Source organism: Klebsiella sp. M5al, assembly GCF_002090195.1.
Lineage (GTDB): Bacteria > Pseudomonadota > Gammaproteobacteria > Enterobacterales > Enterobacteriaceae > Klebsiella > Klebsiella grimontii.
The window spans coordinates 4,836,949-4,854,079 of the sequence record NZ_CP020657.1 but is presented as its reverse complement, the minus strand read 5'-3'; the positions used below and the strand labels follow the sequence as shown (position 1 = coordinate 4,854,079).

Genomic DNA, 17,131 nt, shown 5'->3' with positions numbered 1-17,131 from the left:
GTCTACAGTTTGCGGGTTGGGTAGCCCGGACAGGCGCAGCGCGCCGCCTCCGGGAATGCTCAGCCGCGTATTCGCATTCGTATACATATCTTTTACATGTCCGGCGCGGATCGCCCTTCGCGCTTATGCTATCATTCGCAGCCTTTGGAGCGCCCGTTTCAAACGCGCGCGAACGATCCCCGCTGTCCACTTTCGGCGGAATAACAAGTGTTTATGGTGACAGATGAATAGTGGCTACCTGCATTTTCCGGAGTTTGATCCGGTAATTTTTTCCATTGGACCGGTCTCCCTCCACTGGTACGGCCTGATGTACCTGGTCGGGTTTATTTTTGCGATGTGGCTGGCCACCCGTCGGGCCAATCGTCCGGGCAGCGGCTGGACAAAAAACGAAGTGGAAAACCTGCTGTACGCCGGCTTCCTCGGGGTTTTCCTCGGCGGGCGTCTTGGCTATGTCTTCTTCTACAACCTGCCGGTGTTCCTCGACGATCCGCTCTATCTGTTCCGCGTCTGGGACGGCGGTATGTCCTTCCACGGCGGCCTGATCGGCGTGATTCTGGTGATGATCATTTTCGCCAAACGCACCAAGCGCACCTTCTTCCAGGTTTCCGACTTCATTGCGCCGCTGATTCCGTTTGGCCTCGGCGCCGGGCGTCTGGGCAACTTTATTAACGGCGAACTGTGGGGCCGCGTCGATCCGAACTTCCACTACACCATGATTTTCCCCGGCTCTCGGGCGGAAGATCTGGCGCTGCTGCCGTCGCATCCTGAGTGGCAATCGCTGTTCGATACCTACGGCGCGCTGCCGCGTCACGCTTCGCAGCTCTATGAGCTGGCGCTGGAAGGCGTCGTGCTGTTCCTGATCCTGAACCTGTTTATCCGCAAGCCGCGTCCGGCCGGTTCGGTTTCCGGTCTGTTCCTGATTGGCTACGGTTTGTTCCGCATCATCGTGGAGTTCTTCCGCCAGCCCGATGCGCAGTTCACCGGCGGCTGGGTACAGTACATCAGCATGGGGCAGATTCTTTCGATCCCGATGGTGCTTGCGGGTATCATCATGATGGTCTGGGCGTACCGTTGTCGTCCGCAGCAACAAAATTCTTGAGGAACCATGAAACAGTATCTTGATTTGATGCAGAAAGTGCTCGACGAGGGCACGCAAAAAAATGACCGCACCGGTACCGGCACCGTCTCTATCTTCGGCCACCAGATGCGTTTTAACCTGCAGGAAGGATTCCCGTTGGTGACGACCAAGCGCTGTCATTTACGCTCCATCATCCATGAACTGCTGTGGTTCCTGCAGGGTGACACCAACGTGGCGTATCTGCACGAAAACAACGTCACCATCTGGGACGAGTGGGCGGATGAAAACGGCGATCTGGGGCCGGTCTACGGCAAGCAGTGGCGTTCCTGGCCCGCGCCGGACGGCCGTCATATCGACCAGATTAGCACGGTGATGGAACAGCTGAAAAACGACCCGGATTCGCGTCGGATTATCGTCTCGGCATGGAACGTCGGCGAGCTGAACAAAATGGCGCTGGCCCCGTGCCACGCGTTCTTCCAGTTCTACGTCGCCGACGGCAAGCTCTCCTGCCAGCTCTATCAGCGCTCGTGCGACGTGTTCCTCGGCCTGCCGTTTAATATCGCCAGCTACGCGCTGCTGGTGCATATGGTGGCGCAGCAGTGCGACCTCGAAGTGGGCGACTTTGTCTGGACCGGCGGCGACACGCACCTGTACAGCAACCACATGGAGCAGACGCACCTGCAGCTGAGCCGCGAACCGCGCGCGCTGCCGAAGCTGGTCATCAAACGCAAGCCGGCTTCGATTTTCGACTACCGTTTTGAAGACTTCGAAATCGAAGGCTACGACCCGCACCCGGGGATTAAAGCGCCAGTGGCGATTTAACCCGGAAGTGACGACGAAAACCGGCGCCTGCGAGCGCCGGTTTTTTTATGCGCCAGCCAGGCCAAACGGTGCGGTAACCCACTGCCAGACGGCGTTTTTGCGAGCAGGTTTCCTGCGTCTCTGCAACCCGTTGCAATACCATAAATACTCTCCGAAGCGCGACGCAAACCCGTATTTTACCGTTCGAATAAAGCCTCAATGCTGCGCATACTCGGGCCATGAACAGAGAACATGGCTACACCCTGATTGAAACCCTGGTCACGATGGTCGTGGTCGTCATTCTTGGCGCCAGCGGGCTGTACGGCTGGCAGAGCTGGCAACGGCAGCAGCGCCTGTGGCAAACCGCCTGTCAGGTCCGCGACTACCTGGTGCTGCTACGCGATGACGCCAACTGGCACAACCGCGATAGAGTGTTAAGCATCGGCCAGGGCGCGGCGGGCTGGTGCCTGAGCGCCAGCGTGCCGATGGCCGACTGTAGCGTCAGGAACGCCTTCACGCTGCAGCCGCTCTGGCCGGAGGTTTCGCTCAGCGCGATGACGCCGGGGCTGGGATTTTATGGCCTGCGTAATACCGCCTGGGCCGGACATATCCGCCTGCAAAGCGCGGCCGGCGGCTGGAACATAATCGTTTCAAATTGGGGACGAATCCGCCTCTGTCGCGGCGAGGAGACGGCATCATGCCTGTAACATGCCGCGGTTTTTCGCTACCGGAAACGCTGATCGCGATGGCTATCAGCTCCGTGCTGCTGCTCGGCAGCGCGCGTTTTCTCCCGGCGCTGCAGTGGGCTACGCTTCGCCAGACCCGCCAGCAGTCGCTGGAAAACGAGCTCTGGCAGCGAATCTACACCGTAGCGAAGCATCTGCAGCGCGCCGGCTATTGCCGTGGCTTCTGTCGCGGGCAGGCGCTATATATCGCAGGCGGCGGTGATTGCCTGCTGGTGAGTTGGGACGGCAACAGCGATGGCGTCTGGAATAGCGCGCCGCCGTCGGAAGCGGATACCACCGGGTTCCGCCTGCGCGACGGCGCGCTGGAAACCCTGCGCGGAGCTAGCGCCTGTAGCGGTAAGGGCTGGGAGAAAATGACCAACCCGGCGGCGATTCAGGTCACCGCGTTTCAGGTGACGCGCCTGGAGAGGGCGGGCTTCTCGCCGGAATTATCGATTACGCTGGCGGCGCACTCGGTCGCCGACCCGCAAATCCGCGCGCGGGCGGAATACGCCGTGACGGGATATAACCTGTGAATCGCCAGCGCGGGCTCTCTTCGCTACTGATGGTGCTGCTGCTGTTAGCGCTCGGCAGTTTATTACTCCAGGGGCTGAACCAGCAGCAGCGTTCGCTGTTAGCGCAGACGGCCAGCGAAACGCAGGCGCTTCGCGATGCCGCCGGCGCGCAATCCGCGCTGCAGTGGGGGAAGGGGCTCTCCTGGCCGCTGCGGGAAGCGGTGAGCTGTCAGCAGGAGGTCGCGCTCGGCTGGCGCGCCTGCCTGCGGATCTTCAGCGACGCCTCGGTGTTGCTGATCGGCGGCAGCGGCGACATGCTGCTGTGGCAAACCGGCGCGGTTGAACAAAACCGGGTCCGCTTTTCGCCTCACGGCTGGAGCGATTTTTGTCCGTTAAAGGAGGCGAGCTTATGTCAGATGCCCTGAGGCGGCAGAGAGGGTTTAGCCTGCCGGAAACGCTGCTGGCGCTGGTGCTGCTGATCGTGACCGTGACCGCGCTGGCGGGCTATCAGCGCGGGCTGGCCAACGGCTTTATGCAGCTCAACCAGTACCGTCAGCTGTGGCGCGATGCGTGGCGATTCGCTCAGCTTAGCCCACCGGTGATTCCCGCGAATCGCCAGATATCCCGTATGCAGACATCGGTGCAAAGATGTGTCAGCATCACGGTAACGATCACCATGCCCGCAGCCAGGCGGGCGCAGATGACCCGGCTGCATTGCCCGGTCAGTCAGTAGCCAGGAGCGAATATGTTAAGGGTGTACCACTCAAACCGTCTGGATGTGCTTGAAGCGTTGATGGAGTTTATCGTCGAGCGCCAGCGGCTGGATGACCCTTTTATGCCGGAAATGGTGCTGGTGCAGAGTACCGGGATGGCGCAGTGGCTGCAGATGACGCTGGCGCAGCGCTTCGGCATCGCGGCCAACATTGAGTTCCCGCTGCCCGCCAGCTTTATCTGGGATATGTTCGTGCGGGTACTGAAAGATATTCCCGGAGAAAGCGCGTTCAGCAAGCAAAGTATGAGCTGGAAACTGATGACCCTGCTACCGCAGCGGCTTGATGATGAATCCTTTACGCTACTGCGCCACTACCTGCACGACGATAGCGACAAGCGTAAGCTGTTCCAACTGGCCGCCAGAGTCGCCGATCTCTATGACCAGTATCTGGTTTATCGCCCCGAGTGGCTGATGCGCTGGGAGGCCGACCAGCGCGTGGACGGCCTGGGCGATGCGCAGGAGTGGCAGGCGCCGCTGTGGAAAGCGCTGGTGGAATATACCGCCGAGCTGGGCCAGCCGCTGTGGCATCGCGCCAATTTGTACCAACGCTTTATCAGCGCGCTTGAAGCGGCCGAAGAGCCGCCTGCCGGGCTGCCGTCGCGAGTCTTTATCTGCGGGATTTCGGCGCTGCCGCCGGTATACCTGCAGGCGCTACAGGCGTTGGGTAAGCATGTCGACGTCTATGTCCTCTTCACCAACCCGTGTCGCTATTACTGGGGCGACATTAAAGACCCGGCATTTCTCGCGAAGCTGCTGTCCCGCCAGCGGCGCCACCACCGCGAAACGACGCGGGCGCTGCCGCTGTTTCGCGATACGGAACAGGCTCCGGGGCTGTTCAACGACGCCGGGGAGCAGGATGTGGGTAATCCGCTGCTGGCCTCCTGGGGCAAGCTGGGGCGCGACTATATTTATCTGCTGGCGGGTCTTGAGCGCTATGAAGAGCTGGACGCCTTTGTCGATATCGCGCCGGATAACCTGCTGCATAATCTGCAGGCGGATATTCTTGAGCTGCGCAATGCGGCGGTGGCCGGTCGCAGCGCCGAGGAGTTTGCCAACAGCGGCAGCAAGCGGCTGCTGGCCGCGGACGACCGCAGCCTGACGATTCATGTCTGTCACAGCCCGCAGCGCGAGGTTGAGGTGCTGCACGATCGGCTGCTGGCGATGCTGGAAGAGAATCCCGAACTCACCCCGCGCGATATTATCGTCATGGTGGCGGATATCGATAGCTACAGCCCCTATATCCAGGCGGTCTTCGGCAGCGCCAGCGGCGAGCGCTGGCTGCCGTGGGCGATATCCGACCGGCGCGCCCGCGAATCGCATCCGGCGCTGCAGGCGTTTATCACTCTCCTTTCGCTACCCGACAGCCGCTTCGCCAGCGAAGACGTGCTGGCGCTGCTCGACGTTCCGGTACTGGCCGCGCGCTTTAACATCGACGAAGAGGGGCTGCGCTACCTGCGCCAGTGGGTTAACGAATCCGGCGTACGCTGGGGAATGGATGACGACAACGTGCGTGAGCTCGACCTCCCGGCGACCGGCCAGCATACCTGGCGCTTTGGTCTGACGCGTATGCTATTGGGCTACGCCATGGACAGCAGCGAAGGGGAGTGGCGCTCGGTTCTGCCTTATGATGAGTCGAGCGGGCTTATCGCCGAGCTGGTGGGCAACCTGGCGTCGCTGCTGATGCAGCTCAATCTCTGGCGTCGCGGGCTGGCCCAGGATCGCCCATTAGCCGAGTGGCTGCCGGTATGCCGCGACCTGCTAAACGACTTCTTCCTTCCGGACAGCGAAACGGAGGCCGCGTTGGCGCTGATAGAACAGCAGTGGCAGGCGGTGATTGACGGCGGCGTCGACGCGCAGTATGGCGAAACGGTACCGCTGTCGCTACTCCGCGATGAGCTGTCCCAGAGGCTCGATCAGCAGCGTATCAGCCAGCGCTTTCTTGCCGGCCCGGTCAATATTTGTACCCTGATGCCGATGCGTTCGATTCCTTTCAAGGTGGTCTGCCTGCTGGGGATGAACGACGGCGTTTATCCGCGCACCCTGGCGCCGCTGGGCTTCGATTTAATGAGCCAGAAGCCGCAGCGCGGGGACCGTAGCCGTCGCGATGACGACCGCTATCTGTTTCTTGAAGCCCTGATGTCGGCCGAGCAGAAACTGTACATCAGCTATATCGGCCGTTCTATTCAGGATAACAGTGAACGCTATCCCTCCGTTCTGGTCCAGGAGCTGGCGGACTACATCGGCCAGAGCCACTGCCTGGAAGGGGACGAAGAGCTGGACTGCGATGCCAGCGAACGGCGGGTCAAAGAGCACATCACGCATCTGCATACACGCATGCCTTTCGATGCCGCTAATTTTCTGGCCAATGAAGATCAAAGCTATGCCCGGGAATGGCTGGCGGCCGCAAGCCAGCAGGGGGAAGCGCACGGCGCGTTCATCCAGCCGCTGCCGACGCCGGACATCGATCACTTACCTTTCGAACAGCTGCTGCGCTTCTGGCAGCACCCCGTTCGCGCCTTCTTTCAGCAGCGGCTGCGGGTGAATTTCCGCTCGGAGGAGAGCGAGATCCCCGACGATGAACCTTTTATCCTCGAAGGGCTGAGCCGCTATCAGCTGAACCAGCAGCTGCTCAACACCCTGATTGAAGAGCAGGACGCCTCGGTGATGTATCGCCGTTTCCGCGCCGCCGGCGAGCTACCCTACGGCGCTTTCGGCGAGCTGGCCTGGGAAACCCAGCGTCAGGAGATGCAAAACCTGGCCGAACGGGTAATCGCCTGCCGCCAGCCGGGGCAAAGCATGGAAATCGATCTGCAATGCAACGGAGTCAACATAACTGGCTGGCTGCAGCAGGTACAATCCGACGGTTTGCTGCGCTGGCGGCCTTCGCTATTAAGCGTGGCCCAAGGGATGCAACTTTGGCTGGAGCATCTTGTCTATTGTGCTAGCGGCGGTACCGGCGAAAGTCGGCTGTTTGTGCGTAAAGAGGGCGAGTGGCGTTTTCCTCCGCTGGCGCAGGAGCAGGCCCAGGGCTACCTCAACGATCTGGTTGACGGCTACCTGCAGGGAATGTCCAAACCGCTGCTGCTGCTGCCGGAAAGCGGCGGCGCATGGCTAAAAGTCTGTTATGACGCCGAAAAGGATGTCATGTTAATGGACGAAGAGACGCAGCAAAAAGCGCGCAGTAAATTTCTTCAGGCTTATGAAGGGAACATGGTGGTCAGCGGTGAAGGCGCCGACGTCTGGTATCAGCGCCTGTGGCGCACCCTGGAACCAGAATACTATGAAGAGATCCTGACGCAAACGCAGCGTTATTTGTTACCGGTGTTTCGTTTCCATCAGTCCGAATAACATTGTAATAGTATAAAAATTGCGCACTGGACGGCTGTTCATTTATGATGCGCAACGAATCACGGACTGATGTTTTATAAAGGCTGCCTATTGTGCAGCGCCAGGTTTGTTAATGATGAGGTCCGTGAATGCCCCGCAGTTTATGGTTCAAGGTTATTGTTTTACTGGCCGCCCTCTGGGCGCCGTTAAGTCAGGCAGACACCGGATGGCAACCGATCCAGGAAACCATCCGTAAAAGCGACAAAGATACCCGTCAATATCAGGCGATTCGCCTCGATAACGGCATGGTGGTTTTGTTGGTTTCCGATCCCCAGGCGGTAAAATCGCTGTCGGCGCTGGTCGTTCCCGTGGGATCGCTGCAGGATCCCGCCGAGCATCAGGGGCTGGCCCACTTCCTGGAGCATATGACGCTGATGGGGTCGAAAAAGTATCCCCAGCCTGACAGCCTCGCCGAGTTTCTCAAAATGCACGGCGGCAGCCACAACGCCAGCACCGCGCCGTATCGCACCGCCTTCTATCTTGAAGTGGAAAACGATGCCCTCGACGGCGCGGTCGATCGCCTGGCCGACGCCATCGCCGCGCCGCTGCTGGATAAAAAATATGCCGACCGCGAGCGTAATGCGGTCAACGCCGAGCTCACGATGGCGCGTACCCGGGACGGGATGCGGATGGCGCAGGTTAGCGCGGAAACCATCAACCCGGCGCACCCCGGCTCGCAGTTTTCCGGCGGTAACCTTGAAACGCTGAGCGACAAGCCCGGCAAACCGGTGCTTGATGCCCTGCACGCTTTCCGCGATAGCTGGTATTCCGCAAACCTGATGAAAGCGGTGATCTACAGCAACAAGCCTTTGCCGGAGCTGGCGAGCATCGCGGCGGCCACCTACGGTCGCGTACCGAACCACGATATCAGCAAACCGGAGATTACCGTTCCGGTGGTGACCGATGCGCAAAAGGGCATCATCATTCACTACGTCCCGGCGATGCCGCGCAAAGTGCTGCGCGTGGAATTCCGCATTGATAACAATAGCGACAAGTTCCGCAGCAAAACCGATGAGCTGGTGACCTACATGATCGGTAACCGCAGCCCCGGCACGCTCTCCGACTGGCTGCAAAAGCAGGGGCTGGTTGAAGGCATTCGCGCGGACTCCGACCCGGTGGTCAACGGCAACAGCGGGGTGCTGGCTATATCCGCGACCCTGACGGACAAAGGGCTGGCGCACCGCGATGAAGTTACCGCGGCCATCTTCAGCTACCTCAATCTGCTGCGCAGCCAGGGGATTGATAAACGCTATTTTGATGAACTGGCCCACGTGCTGGCGCTCGACTTCCGCTACCCGTCCATCAACCGCAATATGGATTACGTCGAATGGCTGGCGGACACCATGATCCGCGTGCCGGTCGAACATACCCTGGACGTGGTCAACATTGCCGATCGCTACGATCCGCAGGCGATAAAAGACCGCCTGGCGATGATGACGCCGCAAAACGCCCGCATCTGGTACATCAGCCCGAAAGAGCCGCATAACAAGACCGCCTACTTTGTCAATGCGCCCTATCAGGTGGATAAAATCAGCGAGCAGACCTTTGCCGACTGGCAGCAGAAGTCCAGCGCCATCGACCTCAAGCTGCCGGTGCTGAACCCCTATATTCCGGATGATTTCAGCTTAATCAAAAGCGACAAGGCTTACCCGCATCCGCAGCTGATCGTTGATGAACCGACGCTGCGGGTGATTTACGCGCCGAGCCAGTATTTCGCCAGCGAACCGAAAGCGGATATCTCGCTGGTGCTGCGCAACCCGCAGGCGATGGACAGCGCCCGCCGCCAGGTGATATTTGCGCTCAATGATTACCTGGCGGGTATCGCGCTCGACCAGCTCAGCAACCAGGCGGCGGTCGGCGGCATCAGCTTCTCTACCGGCGCGAATAACGGCCTGATGGTTAACGCCAACGGCTATACCCAGCATCTGCCGGAGCTGTTTAACGCCCTGCTCGACGGCTACTTCAGCTATACGCCAACCGAAGAACAGCTGGAGCAGGCCAAATCCTGGTACGCCCAGATGATGGATTCGGCGGATAAAGGCAAAGCCTACGATCAGGCGATCATGCCGATTCAGATGGTTTCGCAGGTACCGTACTTCCAGCGTGAAGAGCGGCGGGCGCTGCTGCCGTCGATCGCCCTGAAAGAGGTGCTGGAGTACCGCGCTAATCTCAAAGCGAAGGGGCGACCGGAGCTGATGGTCATCGGTAATCTCACCGCCGATCAATCCACCGCCATGGCGCGGCAGATCCAAAAACAGCTGGGCGCCGACGGCAACGAGTGGTGCCGCAACAAAGATGTGCTGGTCGACCGCAAACAGCTGGCGATTTTTGAAAAAGCGGGCAACAGCACCGATTCCGCGCTGGCCGCCGTCTTCGCGCCGCCGAACGTTGACGAATACGCCAGCTCCGCAGCCAGCTCGCTTCTCGGGCAAATCGTCCAGCCGTGGTTCTATAACCAGCTGCGTACGGAAGAACAGCTGGGCTACGCGGTCTTCGCCTTCTCGATGAACGTTGGCCGCCAGTGGGGGATGGGCTTCCTGCTGCAAAGCAACGATAAGCAGCCGGCTTACCTCTGGCAGCGTTTCCAGGCCTTCTTCCCCACGGCGGAAGCCAAACTGCGGGCGATGAAGCCGGAAGAGTTTGCGCAGATTCAGCAGGCGGTGATTGGCCAGATGCTGGAGGCGCCGCAGACTCTCGGCGATGAAGCATCGAAGCTGAGCAAAGATTTCGATCGCGGTAATATGCGCTTCGATTCACGTGATAAAGTAGTGGCTCAGATTAAACTGCTGACGCCGCAAAAGCTTGCCGACTTCTTCCATCAGACGGTGGTGGATCCGCAGGGCATGGCAATTCTCTCCCAGGTTTCCGGTAGCCAGAATGGCAAGGCGGAGTACGCGCATCCTCAGGATGGCAAAGTCTGGGAGAACGTCAGCGCATTGCAGAAATCCTTACCCCTGATGCGAGAGAATGAATGACCGACACCGCTGAGTCTCTTGACCCCCTGCGCTTGCCCCTGACCGGCGAGCGTCTGATAGAAGCCTCTGCGGGCACCGGAAAAACCTTTACCATCGCCGCGCTCTATCTGCGGCTGCTGCTGGGGCTGGGCGGTGAATCCGCTTTTCCCCGGCAGGTCAGCGTGGAAGAGCTGCTGGTGGTGACCTTTACCGAAGCGGCGACCGAAGAGCTGCGCGGGCGTATTCGCAGTAACATCCATGAGCTGCGTATCGCCTGCCTGCGCGACAGCGCCGACAACTCGCTTTACGCCGGGCTGCTGGCGGAAATTGCCGATAAAACCCAGGCCGCGCAAACGCTGCTGCTGGCCGAACGCCAGATGGACGAAGCTGCGGTGTTTACCATTCACGGCTTCTGCCAGCGAATGCTGAGCCTCAATGCCTTTGAGTCCGGCATGCTGTTCGAACAGCAGCTGATTGAAGACGAATCCCGCCTGCGCTATCAGGCCTGCGCCGACTTCTGGCGTCGCCACTGCTACCCGCTGCCGCGCGAAATCGCGGCGGTTATCCACGAAGCGTGGAAAGGACCGCGCGACCTGCTGAAATCCATCGACCGCTGGCTGCAGGGGGAAGCGCCGCAGCTTAAATCTCCACCGTCGGCTGATGAAACGCTGGCCGAACGCCATCAGCAAATTATCGAGCGTATCAACGCGCTGAAGCAGCAGTGGCTGGCGCAGGTGGGCGAGGTTGAGGCAGTGCTGGAAAACTCGGGCCTCGACCGGCGCAAATTCAATCGCGGCAACCAGGGGAAATGGCTGGAGAAAGTGACCGCCTGGGCCGAGGAAGAGACCCTGAGCTACCAGCTTCCGGATGCGCTGGAAAAGTTCTCCCAGGCCTTCTTGCTTGAGCGTACCAAAGCCGACGGCGCGCCGCCGGTACACCCGCTGTTCAGCGCGGTAGAAGCGCTGCTGGCGTCACCGTTAACCTTGACCGATCTGGTGATCGCCAGGGCGATGGTTGAAATCCGCGAAGCGGTCGCGCGGGAGAAGCGCCGCCGCGGCGAGCTGGGCTTTGACGATATGCTCAGCCGCCTGGATGACGCTCTGCGCGGGGAGAGCGGCGAAGCGCTGGCCAGCGCGATTCGCCAGCGCTTTCCGGTGGCGATGATCGACGAATTTCAGGATACCGACCCGCAGCAGTACCGCATCTTTCGCCGCATCTGGCGGCGTCAGGCGGACACCGCGCTGCTGCTGATTGGCGACCCCAAACAGGCTATCTATGCCTTCCGCGGCGCGGATATTTTCACCTATATGAAGGCGCGCGGGGACGTCACTGCCCATTATACGCTCGACACCAACTGGCGATCCGCGCCGGGGATGGTTGACAGCGTCAATCGCCTGTTTAGTCTCAGCGATAACCCCTTTATGTTCCGCGAAATCCCGTTTATGCCGGTGAAGTCGGCCGATAAAAACCAGGGGCTGCGCTTTACCGTCGATGATGCTGCGATACCGGCGATGAATATCTGGCTGATGTCGGGCGAGGCCGTGGGCGCGGGGGATTACCAGACGTTTATGGCTCAGCTCTGCGCGGCGCAAATCCGCGACTGGCTCAGCGCCGGCCAACAGGGCAAGGCGCTGCTGTGGCGCGGTGAAAAAGCCGAGCCGGTTCGGGCTTCAGACATCACGGTGCTGGTGCGTAATCGCCAGGAAGCGTCTTTAATCCGCGATGCCCTCCAGCTGCTGTCGATTCCTTCCGTGTACCTCTCCAATCGCGATAGCGTGTTTGAAACGCCGGAGGCGCAGGAGCTGCTGTGGCTGCTACAGGCGGTGCTGGCTCCCGAGCGCGAAAATACGCTGCGCAGCGCGCTGGCGACGTCGATGTTTGGTCTTAACGCGCTGGATATCGAAAATCTCAATCACGACGAACGGGCGTGGGATGAGCTGGTTGAGGAGTTTAGCCGCTACCGGCAACTCTGGCGGCAGCGGGGCGTCATGCCGATGCTGCGCGCGCTGATGAGCGCGCGGCGCATCGCTGAAAATCTGCTGGCGACCAACGGCGGCGAGCGACGCCTGACCGATATTCTGCATATCAGCGAGCTCCTGCAGGAGGCGGCGAACCAGCTGGAGAGCGAACATGCGCTGGTGCGCTGGCTGGCGCAGCATATCGCCGAACCGGACAGCAACGCCTCCAGCCAGCAGATGCGGCTGGAAAGCGACAAGCATCTGGTGCAGATCGTCACCATCCATAAATCGAAAGGGCTGGAGTATCCGCTGGTCTGGCTGCCGTTTATCGCGCGGTTCCGTAAGCAGGATCAGGCGTTTTATCACGACAGAAGCTCCTTTGCCGCCGTTCTTGACCTGGGCCAGGATGAGGGCAGCATGGCGCTGGCGGAGGCCGAGCGTCTGGCCGAAGACCTACGTCTGCTTTACGTCGCGCTGACCCGCGCGGTCTGGCACTGTAGCCTTGGCGTGGCGCCGCTCAGCACCCGACGCAGCGACAAACCCGGCGCCAGCGATTTTCATCACAGCGCGCTGGGCCGCCTACTGCAGGATGGGGAAGCGATGGATGCCGCGGGGCTGATGGCGCGCCTGCAGGCGTTCTGCAGCGGGGACATTGCCCTGCAGCTGCCGGATATGGCGGCGCAGACGCCGTGGCAGGCTCCGCAGGCGGCGCTGCCGCCGCTTTCAGCCCGTATGCTCGAGCGGTCGGTGACCGATGACTGGCGGGTCACCAGTTACTCCGGCCTGCAGCAGAATGGACACAGCGCGGCGCAGGACCTTCTGCCGCGACTGGACGTCGATGCCGCCGGCGTCGGTGAGGTCGTGGAGGAGCCGCAGCTTACGCCGCACCAGTTCCCGCGCGGTGCGTCGCCGGGGACGTTTCTGCACAGTTTGTTCGAAGATCTCGATTTTACCCAGCCGGTTCCCGCCGACTGGATGGCGGGAAAACTCCAGCTGAGCGGCTTCGAGGAAAAGTGGACGCCGGTGCTAACCGCATGGCTCGACGGCGTGCTGCGAACCCCTCTGCCTGGCGCGGAGATCGCCCTCAATCAGCTTAGCGCGCGTGATAAACAGGTGGAGATGGCGTTTTATCTGCCCATCGAACAGCCGCTGGATCCCCTGCGTCTGGATGCGCTGATTCGGCAGTACGATCCGCTCTCCGTCGATACCCCCACGCTCGATTTTCGCCAGGTGCGCGGTATGCTGAAAGGCTTTATCGACCTGGTGTTTCGCCACAACGGCCGCTACTACCTGCTGGATTACAAATCCAACTGGCTTGGGGAAAACCGCGAGGCCTATACCCAGGAAGCGATGAGGCAGGCAATGCGTTCGCATCGTTACGATTTGCAGTATCAGCTCTATAGCCTGGCGCTGCACCGCTATTTACGCCACCGTATTGCCGATTATGATTACGAACGCCATTTCGGCGGCGTTATTTATCTCTTTTTGCGCGGCATGGACGGGCAGGACGGCGGGCAGGGGATCTTCACCACCCGACCGGCGCTGCCGCTGATTGATGGCCTCGATGCGCTGTTTGCCGGGGAAACCCAGGAGGTTGTGCTATGACCATGGATGAACTGTTGCTGCAGGCGGTTGAGCAGCGCCTGCTGCGCCCGCTGGACGTTCAGTTTGCGCTCATGGTGGCGCAGGAGGCGCACCCGGCGGTGAAGCTGACCGCCGCCATTCTCAGCCGCGATGCCGGAGAGGGGCACGTCTGCCTGCCGATTTCACGTCTTGCCGACGATGAGCTCCTGAGCGCAAAGACAACGGCTCTGAGCGAGCAAATCCTTGAACTAACCGGCGCTGCGGAGAGCTGGTTGCCGCTGCTGCTCGATTCGGAAGCGGTGAGCCGCGGTGAGCGGCCGACGCCGATGATCCTCTGCGGCGAACGGCTCTATCTCAACCGCATGTGGCGCAACGAATTAACCGTCGCGCGCTTCTTTAACGAAGCCAATCAGGTGCTGGAGGTAGATGAAGCCCGGCTGGCCTCGACGCTCGACGCGCTGTTTCCGCCAGGGGATGAAATCGACTGGCAAAAGGTCGCTGCCGCGGTTGCCCTGACCCGACGGATTTCGGTGATCTCCGGCGGCCCCGGGACCGGTAAAACCACCACCGTCGCCAAACTGCTGGCGGCGCTGATTCAAACCAACGCCAGCCCGCGCTGCCGTATTCGTCTGGCGGCGCCGACCGGTAAAGCCGCCGCGCGCCTGACCGAATCCCTCGGCGCGGCGCTGCGCCGCCTCCCTCTTACCGACGAACAAAAGGCGCTGGTGCCGACCGAAGCCAGTACCCTCCATCGCCTGTTGGGCGCGCAGCCGGGGAGCCAGCGGATGCGCTATCATGCCGGGAACCCGCTGCATCTTGACGTACTGGTGGTGGATGAAGCCTCAATGATCGACCTGCCGATGATGTCGCGTCTGATCGACGCGCTGCCTGAACACGGGCGGGTGATTTTCCTTGGCGACCGCGATCAGCTGGCTTCGGTAGAGGCCGGCGCGGTGCTGGGAGATATTTGCGCGTGGGTTAATGCAGGGTTCACCCCGGCGCGGGCGGCGCAGCTTGGCCGCTTGACCGGTCAGCCGGTGCCGGCAGGCGAAAGCGAGATTGCCGGCGCCCTGCGCGACAGCCTGTGCCTGCTGCAAAAAAGCTACCGTTTTGGCCGCCACTCCGGTATCGGCCATCTGGCCTGGGCGGTGAACAGCGGTGAACGCCGCGCGGTCAGGGAGACGCTGCGTCAGTCGTTCGACGATATCGCCCTGCATCCGCTGAGCTCCACCGAGGAGTATGAAGCGATGCTCGTTCAGGCGCAGGCGGGCTACGGCCGTTTTCTGCAGCTGCTGCGTGAACGGGCCGAGCCCGCAGAGCTGATTGCCGCCTTTAGCGAGTTTCAGCTACTGTGCGCGCTGCGCGATGGCCCTTATGGCGTCAGCGGCGTGAACGAACAGCTGGAGCAGATGCTGAACCGCAAGCGGGCGATTGCTCTGCCGCGCCATTCGCGCTGGTATGAAGGCCGTCCGGTGATGATTTCCCGCAACGACAGCGCGCTGGGGCTGTTTAACGGCGATATCGGTATCGCGCTGGAAAGAGACGATGGCCTGCGCGTTTGGTTCCCGATGCCCGATGGCAGCATCAAGTCGGTACAGCCAAGCCGTCTGCCGGAGCACGATACCGCCTGGGCGATGACGGTGCATAAATCGCAGGGGTCGGAGTTCGATCACGCGGCGCTGATTCTGCCATCGCGCAGCGTGCCGCTGGTGACCCGCGAGCTGGTTTATACCGCTATTACGCGTGCCAAACGGCAGCTGTCGATCTATGCCGATGAGCAGGTGCTGACCCAGGCGGTTGTCGCACGTACCGAACGGCGCAGCGGCCTGGCGGATATCTTTTCCGCCCGGTGATGTTATCCCCGGTCAGCCGTGCGCTTTCCGGGGGAGAGAATCAGGCCAGGTCGGCCATCAGCACCTTGGAGCGGCGCTGATAGTTGTACATCTCTTTTTTGCTTTCCGGCAGCAGGTCGACGTCGACCGGCGTAAATCCGCGCTCCTGGAACCAGTGAATGCTGCGGGTCGTGAGCACAAACAGCTTGCTGAGGCCCATTTGCTTCGCCTGCGCGGCAATACGCTCGAGCAGCACTTCGCCGCGCGATGAGCTGCGGTAATCCGGATGCACCGCCACGCAGGCCATTTCGCCGATCTTCTCTTCCGGGAAAGGATAGAGCGCGGCGCAGGCGATAGTGGTGTTGTCGCGCTGAATAATGGTGAATTTATCGATTTCCATCTCCAGCTGCTCGCGCGAGCGCCGCACCAGAATACCCTGCTGTTCCAGCGGGCTAATCAGCTCAAGGATGCCGCCGATATCGTTAATGGTGGCGCGGCGGATCTGCTCGGCGCTCTCCATCACTATCTGGGTGCCGATACCGTCGCGTGAGAATAACTCCTGCAGCAGGGTGCCGTTTTCCTGGTAGCTGATCAGGTGGCAGCGACGCACGCCGCTGCGGCAGGCTTTTACCGCGCCGCGCAGGAAGCGCACGGTGCCGGAGCTGTAGTCTTCGTCCGCTTCTATCTCTTCAACCCGCGCCTGGGCTTCGTTGGGGAACAGCTCGGGGACGATCTCGCCATCCTGGTTGTAAACGCCCTGCGATGAACAGAAGCCAATCATTTTTTCGGCTTTCAGCTTAATCGCCAGCTGGGTGGCAATCTCTTCGGAGGTCAGGTTAAAGCTTTCGCCGGTGACCGACACCGCAACCGGGCCCATCAGCACGATCGCGCCGTTATCCAACTGGCGGTGAATAGCTTCTTCATCAATGCGGCGAATGCGCCCGCTGTGGCAGTAATCCACGCCGTCATCCACGCCTAACGGCTGCGCGATAATGAAATTGCCGCTGACCACGTTGATGTGGGCGCCCTGCAGCGGCGTATTGTTGAGGCTCATCGACAGGCGCGCGGTAATTTCCAGCTGCAGCATACCCGCCGCCTGCTTAACCAGCTCAAGCGTTTTGGCGTCAGTCACTCGGGTTTGTTTGTGATAAACCGGCTCATGGCGATGCTCCGCCAGGTTGGCGTCAATCTGCGGACGAGCGCCATAGACCACCACCAGGCGAATGCCCAGACTGTGAAGAAGACCAATGTCGTTGACAATACTAGAGAAATTATCATGCTCAATGGCTTCTCCGCCCAGCATGATGACAAACGTTTTACCCCGATGGGCGTTAATATAGGGGACAGAATGGCGGAATCCCTCTACCAGTTCGGTGCGACGTTCCTTCACCATGACACAACCTCAATGCATGATTATTCGTAATTACTGTATTTTTATTCTGTTTTACCGGCAAACGCAAGCCCCAATTTTGGGCGGAGCCAGGAAAAAGGTGTGAGCCAAATCAGGGTGTCAAAGATTGTTTAC

The 17,131-nt window shown here is 60.5% G+C and carries 11 protein-coding genes; 10 read left to right on the top strand and 1 reads right to left on the bottom strand.

Annotated elements, in window-relative coordinates:
* The first annotated feature begins 223 nt into the window (after positions 1–223).
* The 10 genes from lgt to recD all read left to right on the top strand — a co-directional run bounded on the left by lgt (position 224) and on the right by recD (position 15,627).
* The gene (lgt, locus tag BWI76_RS28245; RefSeq protein ID WP_004124587.1) at positions 224–1,099 is read left to right on the top strand and encodes a prolipoprotein diacylglyceryl transferase; all 876 of its coding nucleotides are present in this window, start codon (positions 224–226) and stop codon (positions 1,097–1,099) included.
* 6 nt (positions 1,100–1,105) lie between these two features.
* The gene (thyA, locus tag BWI76_RS28240; protein ID WP_004124584.1) at positions 1,106–1,900 is read left to right on the top strand and encodes a thymidylate synthase; all 795 of its coding nucleotides are present in this window, start codon (positions 1,106–1,108) and stop codon (positions 1,898–1,900) included.
* Positions 1,901–2,118: 218 nt separating this feature from the next.
* The gene (locus tag BWI76_RS23260; protein ID WP_004132686.1) at positions 2,119–2,586 is read left to right on the top strand and encodes a prepilin peptidase-dependent protein; all 468 of its coding nucleotides are present in this window, start codon (positions 2,119–2,121) and stop codon (positions 2,584–2,586) included.
* Positions 2,577–3,140 carry a prepilin peptidase-dependent protein gene (locus BWI76_RS23255; RefSeq protein ID WP_004132688.1) on the top strand — a complete coding sequence of 188 codons (564 nt, stop codon included), beginning with the start codon at positions 2,577–2,579 and terminating at the stop codon, positions 3,138–3,140. Before BWI76_RS23260 ends, BWI76_RS23255 begins: the two co-directional genes overlap by 10 nt.
* Positions 3,137–3,544: a DUF2509 family protein gene (locus BWI76_RS23250; RefSeq protein ID WP_004132690.1), complete on the top strand. Its 408-nt coding sequence runs from the start codon at positions 3,137–3,139 to the stop codon at positions 3,542–3,544. Before BWI76_RS23255 ends, BWI76_RS23250 begins: the two co-directional genes overlap by 4 nt.
* A complete protein-coding gene (locus BWI76_RS23245) occupies positions 3,529–3,852 on the top strand; it encodes a prepilin-type N-terminal cleavage/methylation domain-containing protein (RefSeq protein WP_004132691.1) in 324 nt (107 codons plus the stop codon). The genes BWI76_RS23250 and BWI76_RS23245 overlap by 16 nt, the downstream gene beginning before the upstream one ends.
* Before the next feature lie 12 nt (positions 3,853–3,864).
* Positions 3,865–7,239 (top strand): exodeoxyribonuclease V subunit gamma, encoded by a 3,375-nt coding sequence (recC, locus tag BWI76_RS23240; protein ID WP_004132693.1) that lies wholly within the window; start codon positions 3,865–3,867, stop codon positions 7,237–7,239.
* A 128-nt stretch (positions 7,240–7,367) separates the two neighbouring features.
* Complete coding sequence (ptrA, locus tag BWI76_RS23235; protein ID WP_049090129.1) at positions 7,368–10,253, top strand: pitrilysin; 2,886 nt, start codon at positions 7,368–7,370, stop codon at positions 10,251–10,253.
* Entirely contained in the window at positions 10,250–13,795 is a 3,546-nt protein-coding gene (gene recB, locus BWI76_RS23230; protein WP_004132697.1) for an exodeoxyribonuclease V subunit beta, read from the top strand. Before ptrA ends, recB begins: the two co-directional genes overlap by 4 nt.
* Entirely contained in the window at positions 13,792–15,627 is a 1,836-nt protein-coding gene (gene recD, locus BWI76_RS23225; protein WP_024358544.1) for an exodeoxyribonuclease V subunit alpha, read from the top strand. The genes recB and recD overlap by 4 nt, the downstream gene beginning before the upstream one ends.
* Positions 15,628–15,667: 40 nt before the next feature.
* Here the strand turns inward: recD and argA are convergent, their stop codons facing one another.
* A complete protein-coding gene (argA, locus tag BWI76_RS23220) occupies positions 15,668–16,999 on the bottom strand; it encodes an amino-acid N-acetyltransferase (RefSeq protein ID WP_064371635.1) in 1,332 nt (443 codons plus the stop codon).
* Positions 17,000–17,131: the final 132 nt, after the last annotated feature.

What these genes read in the sequence shown, in the direction of transcription:
- recB (WP_004132697.1), top strand. Translation starts at nt 10,250, where the DNA reads ATGACCGACACCGCTGAGTCTCTTGACCCCCTGCGCTTGCCCCTGACC.
- recD (WP_024358544.1), top strand. Translation starts at nt 13,792, where the DNA reads ATGACCATGGATGAACTGTTGCTGCAGGCGGTTGAGCAGCGCCTGCTG.
- BWI76_RS23255 (WP_004132688.1), top strand. Translation starts at nt 2,577, where the DNA reads ATGCCTGTAACATGCCGCGGTTTTTCGCTACCGGAAACGCTGATCGCG.
- BWI76_RS23260 (WP_004132686.1), top strand. Translation starts at nt 2,119, where the DNA reads ATGAACAGAGAACATGGCTACACCCTGATTGAAACCCTGGTCACGATG.
- BWI76_RS23245 (WP_004132691.1), top strand. Translation starts at nt 3,529, where the DNA reads ATGTCAGATGCCCTGAGGCGGCAGAGAGGGTTTAGCCTGCCGGAAACG.
- lgt (WP_004124587.1), top strand. Translation starts at nt 224, where the DNA reads ATGAATAGTGGCTACCTGCATTTTCCGGAGTTTGATCCGGTAATTTTT.
- argA (WP_064371635.1), bottom strand. Translation starts at nt 16,999, where the DNA reads ATGGTGAAGGAACGTCGCACCGAACTGGTAGAGGGATTCCGCCATTCT.
- ptrA (WP_049090129.1), top strand. Translation starts at nt 7,368, where the DNA reads ATGCCCCGCAGTTTATGGTTCAAGGTTATTGTTTTACTGGCCGCCCTC.
- thyA (WP_004124584.1), top strand. Translation starts at nt 1,106, where the DNA reads ATGAAACAGTATCTTGATTTGATGCAGAAAGTGCTCGACGAGGGCACG.
- recC (WP_004132693.1), top strand. Translation starts at nt 3,865, where the DNA reads ATGTTAAGGGTGTACCACTCAAACCGTCTGGATGTGCTTGAAGCGTTG.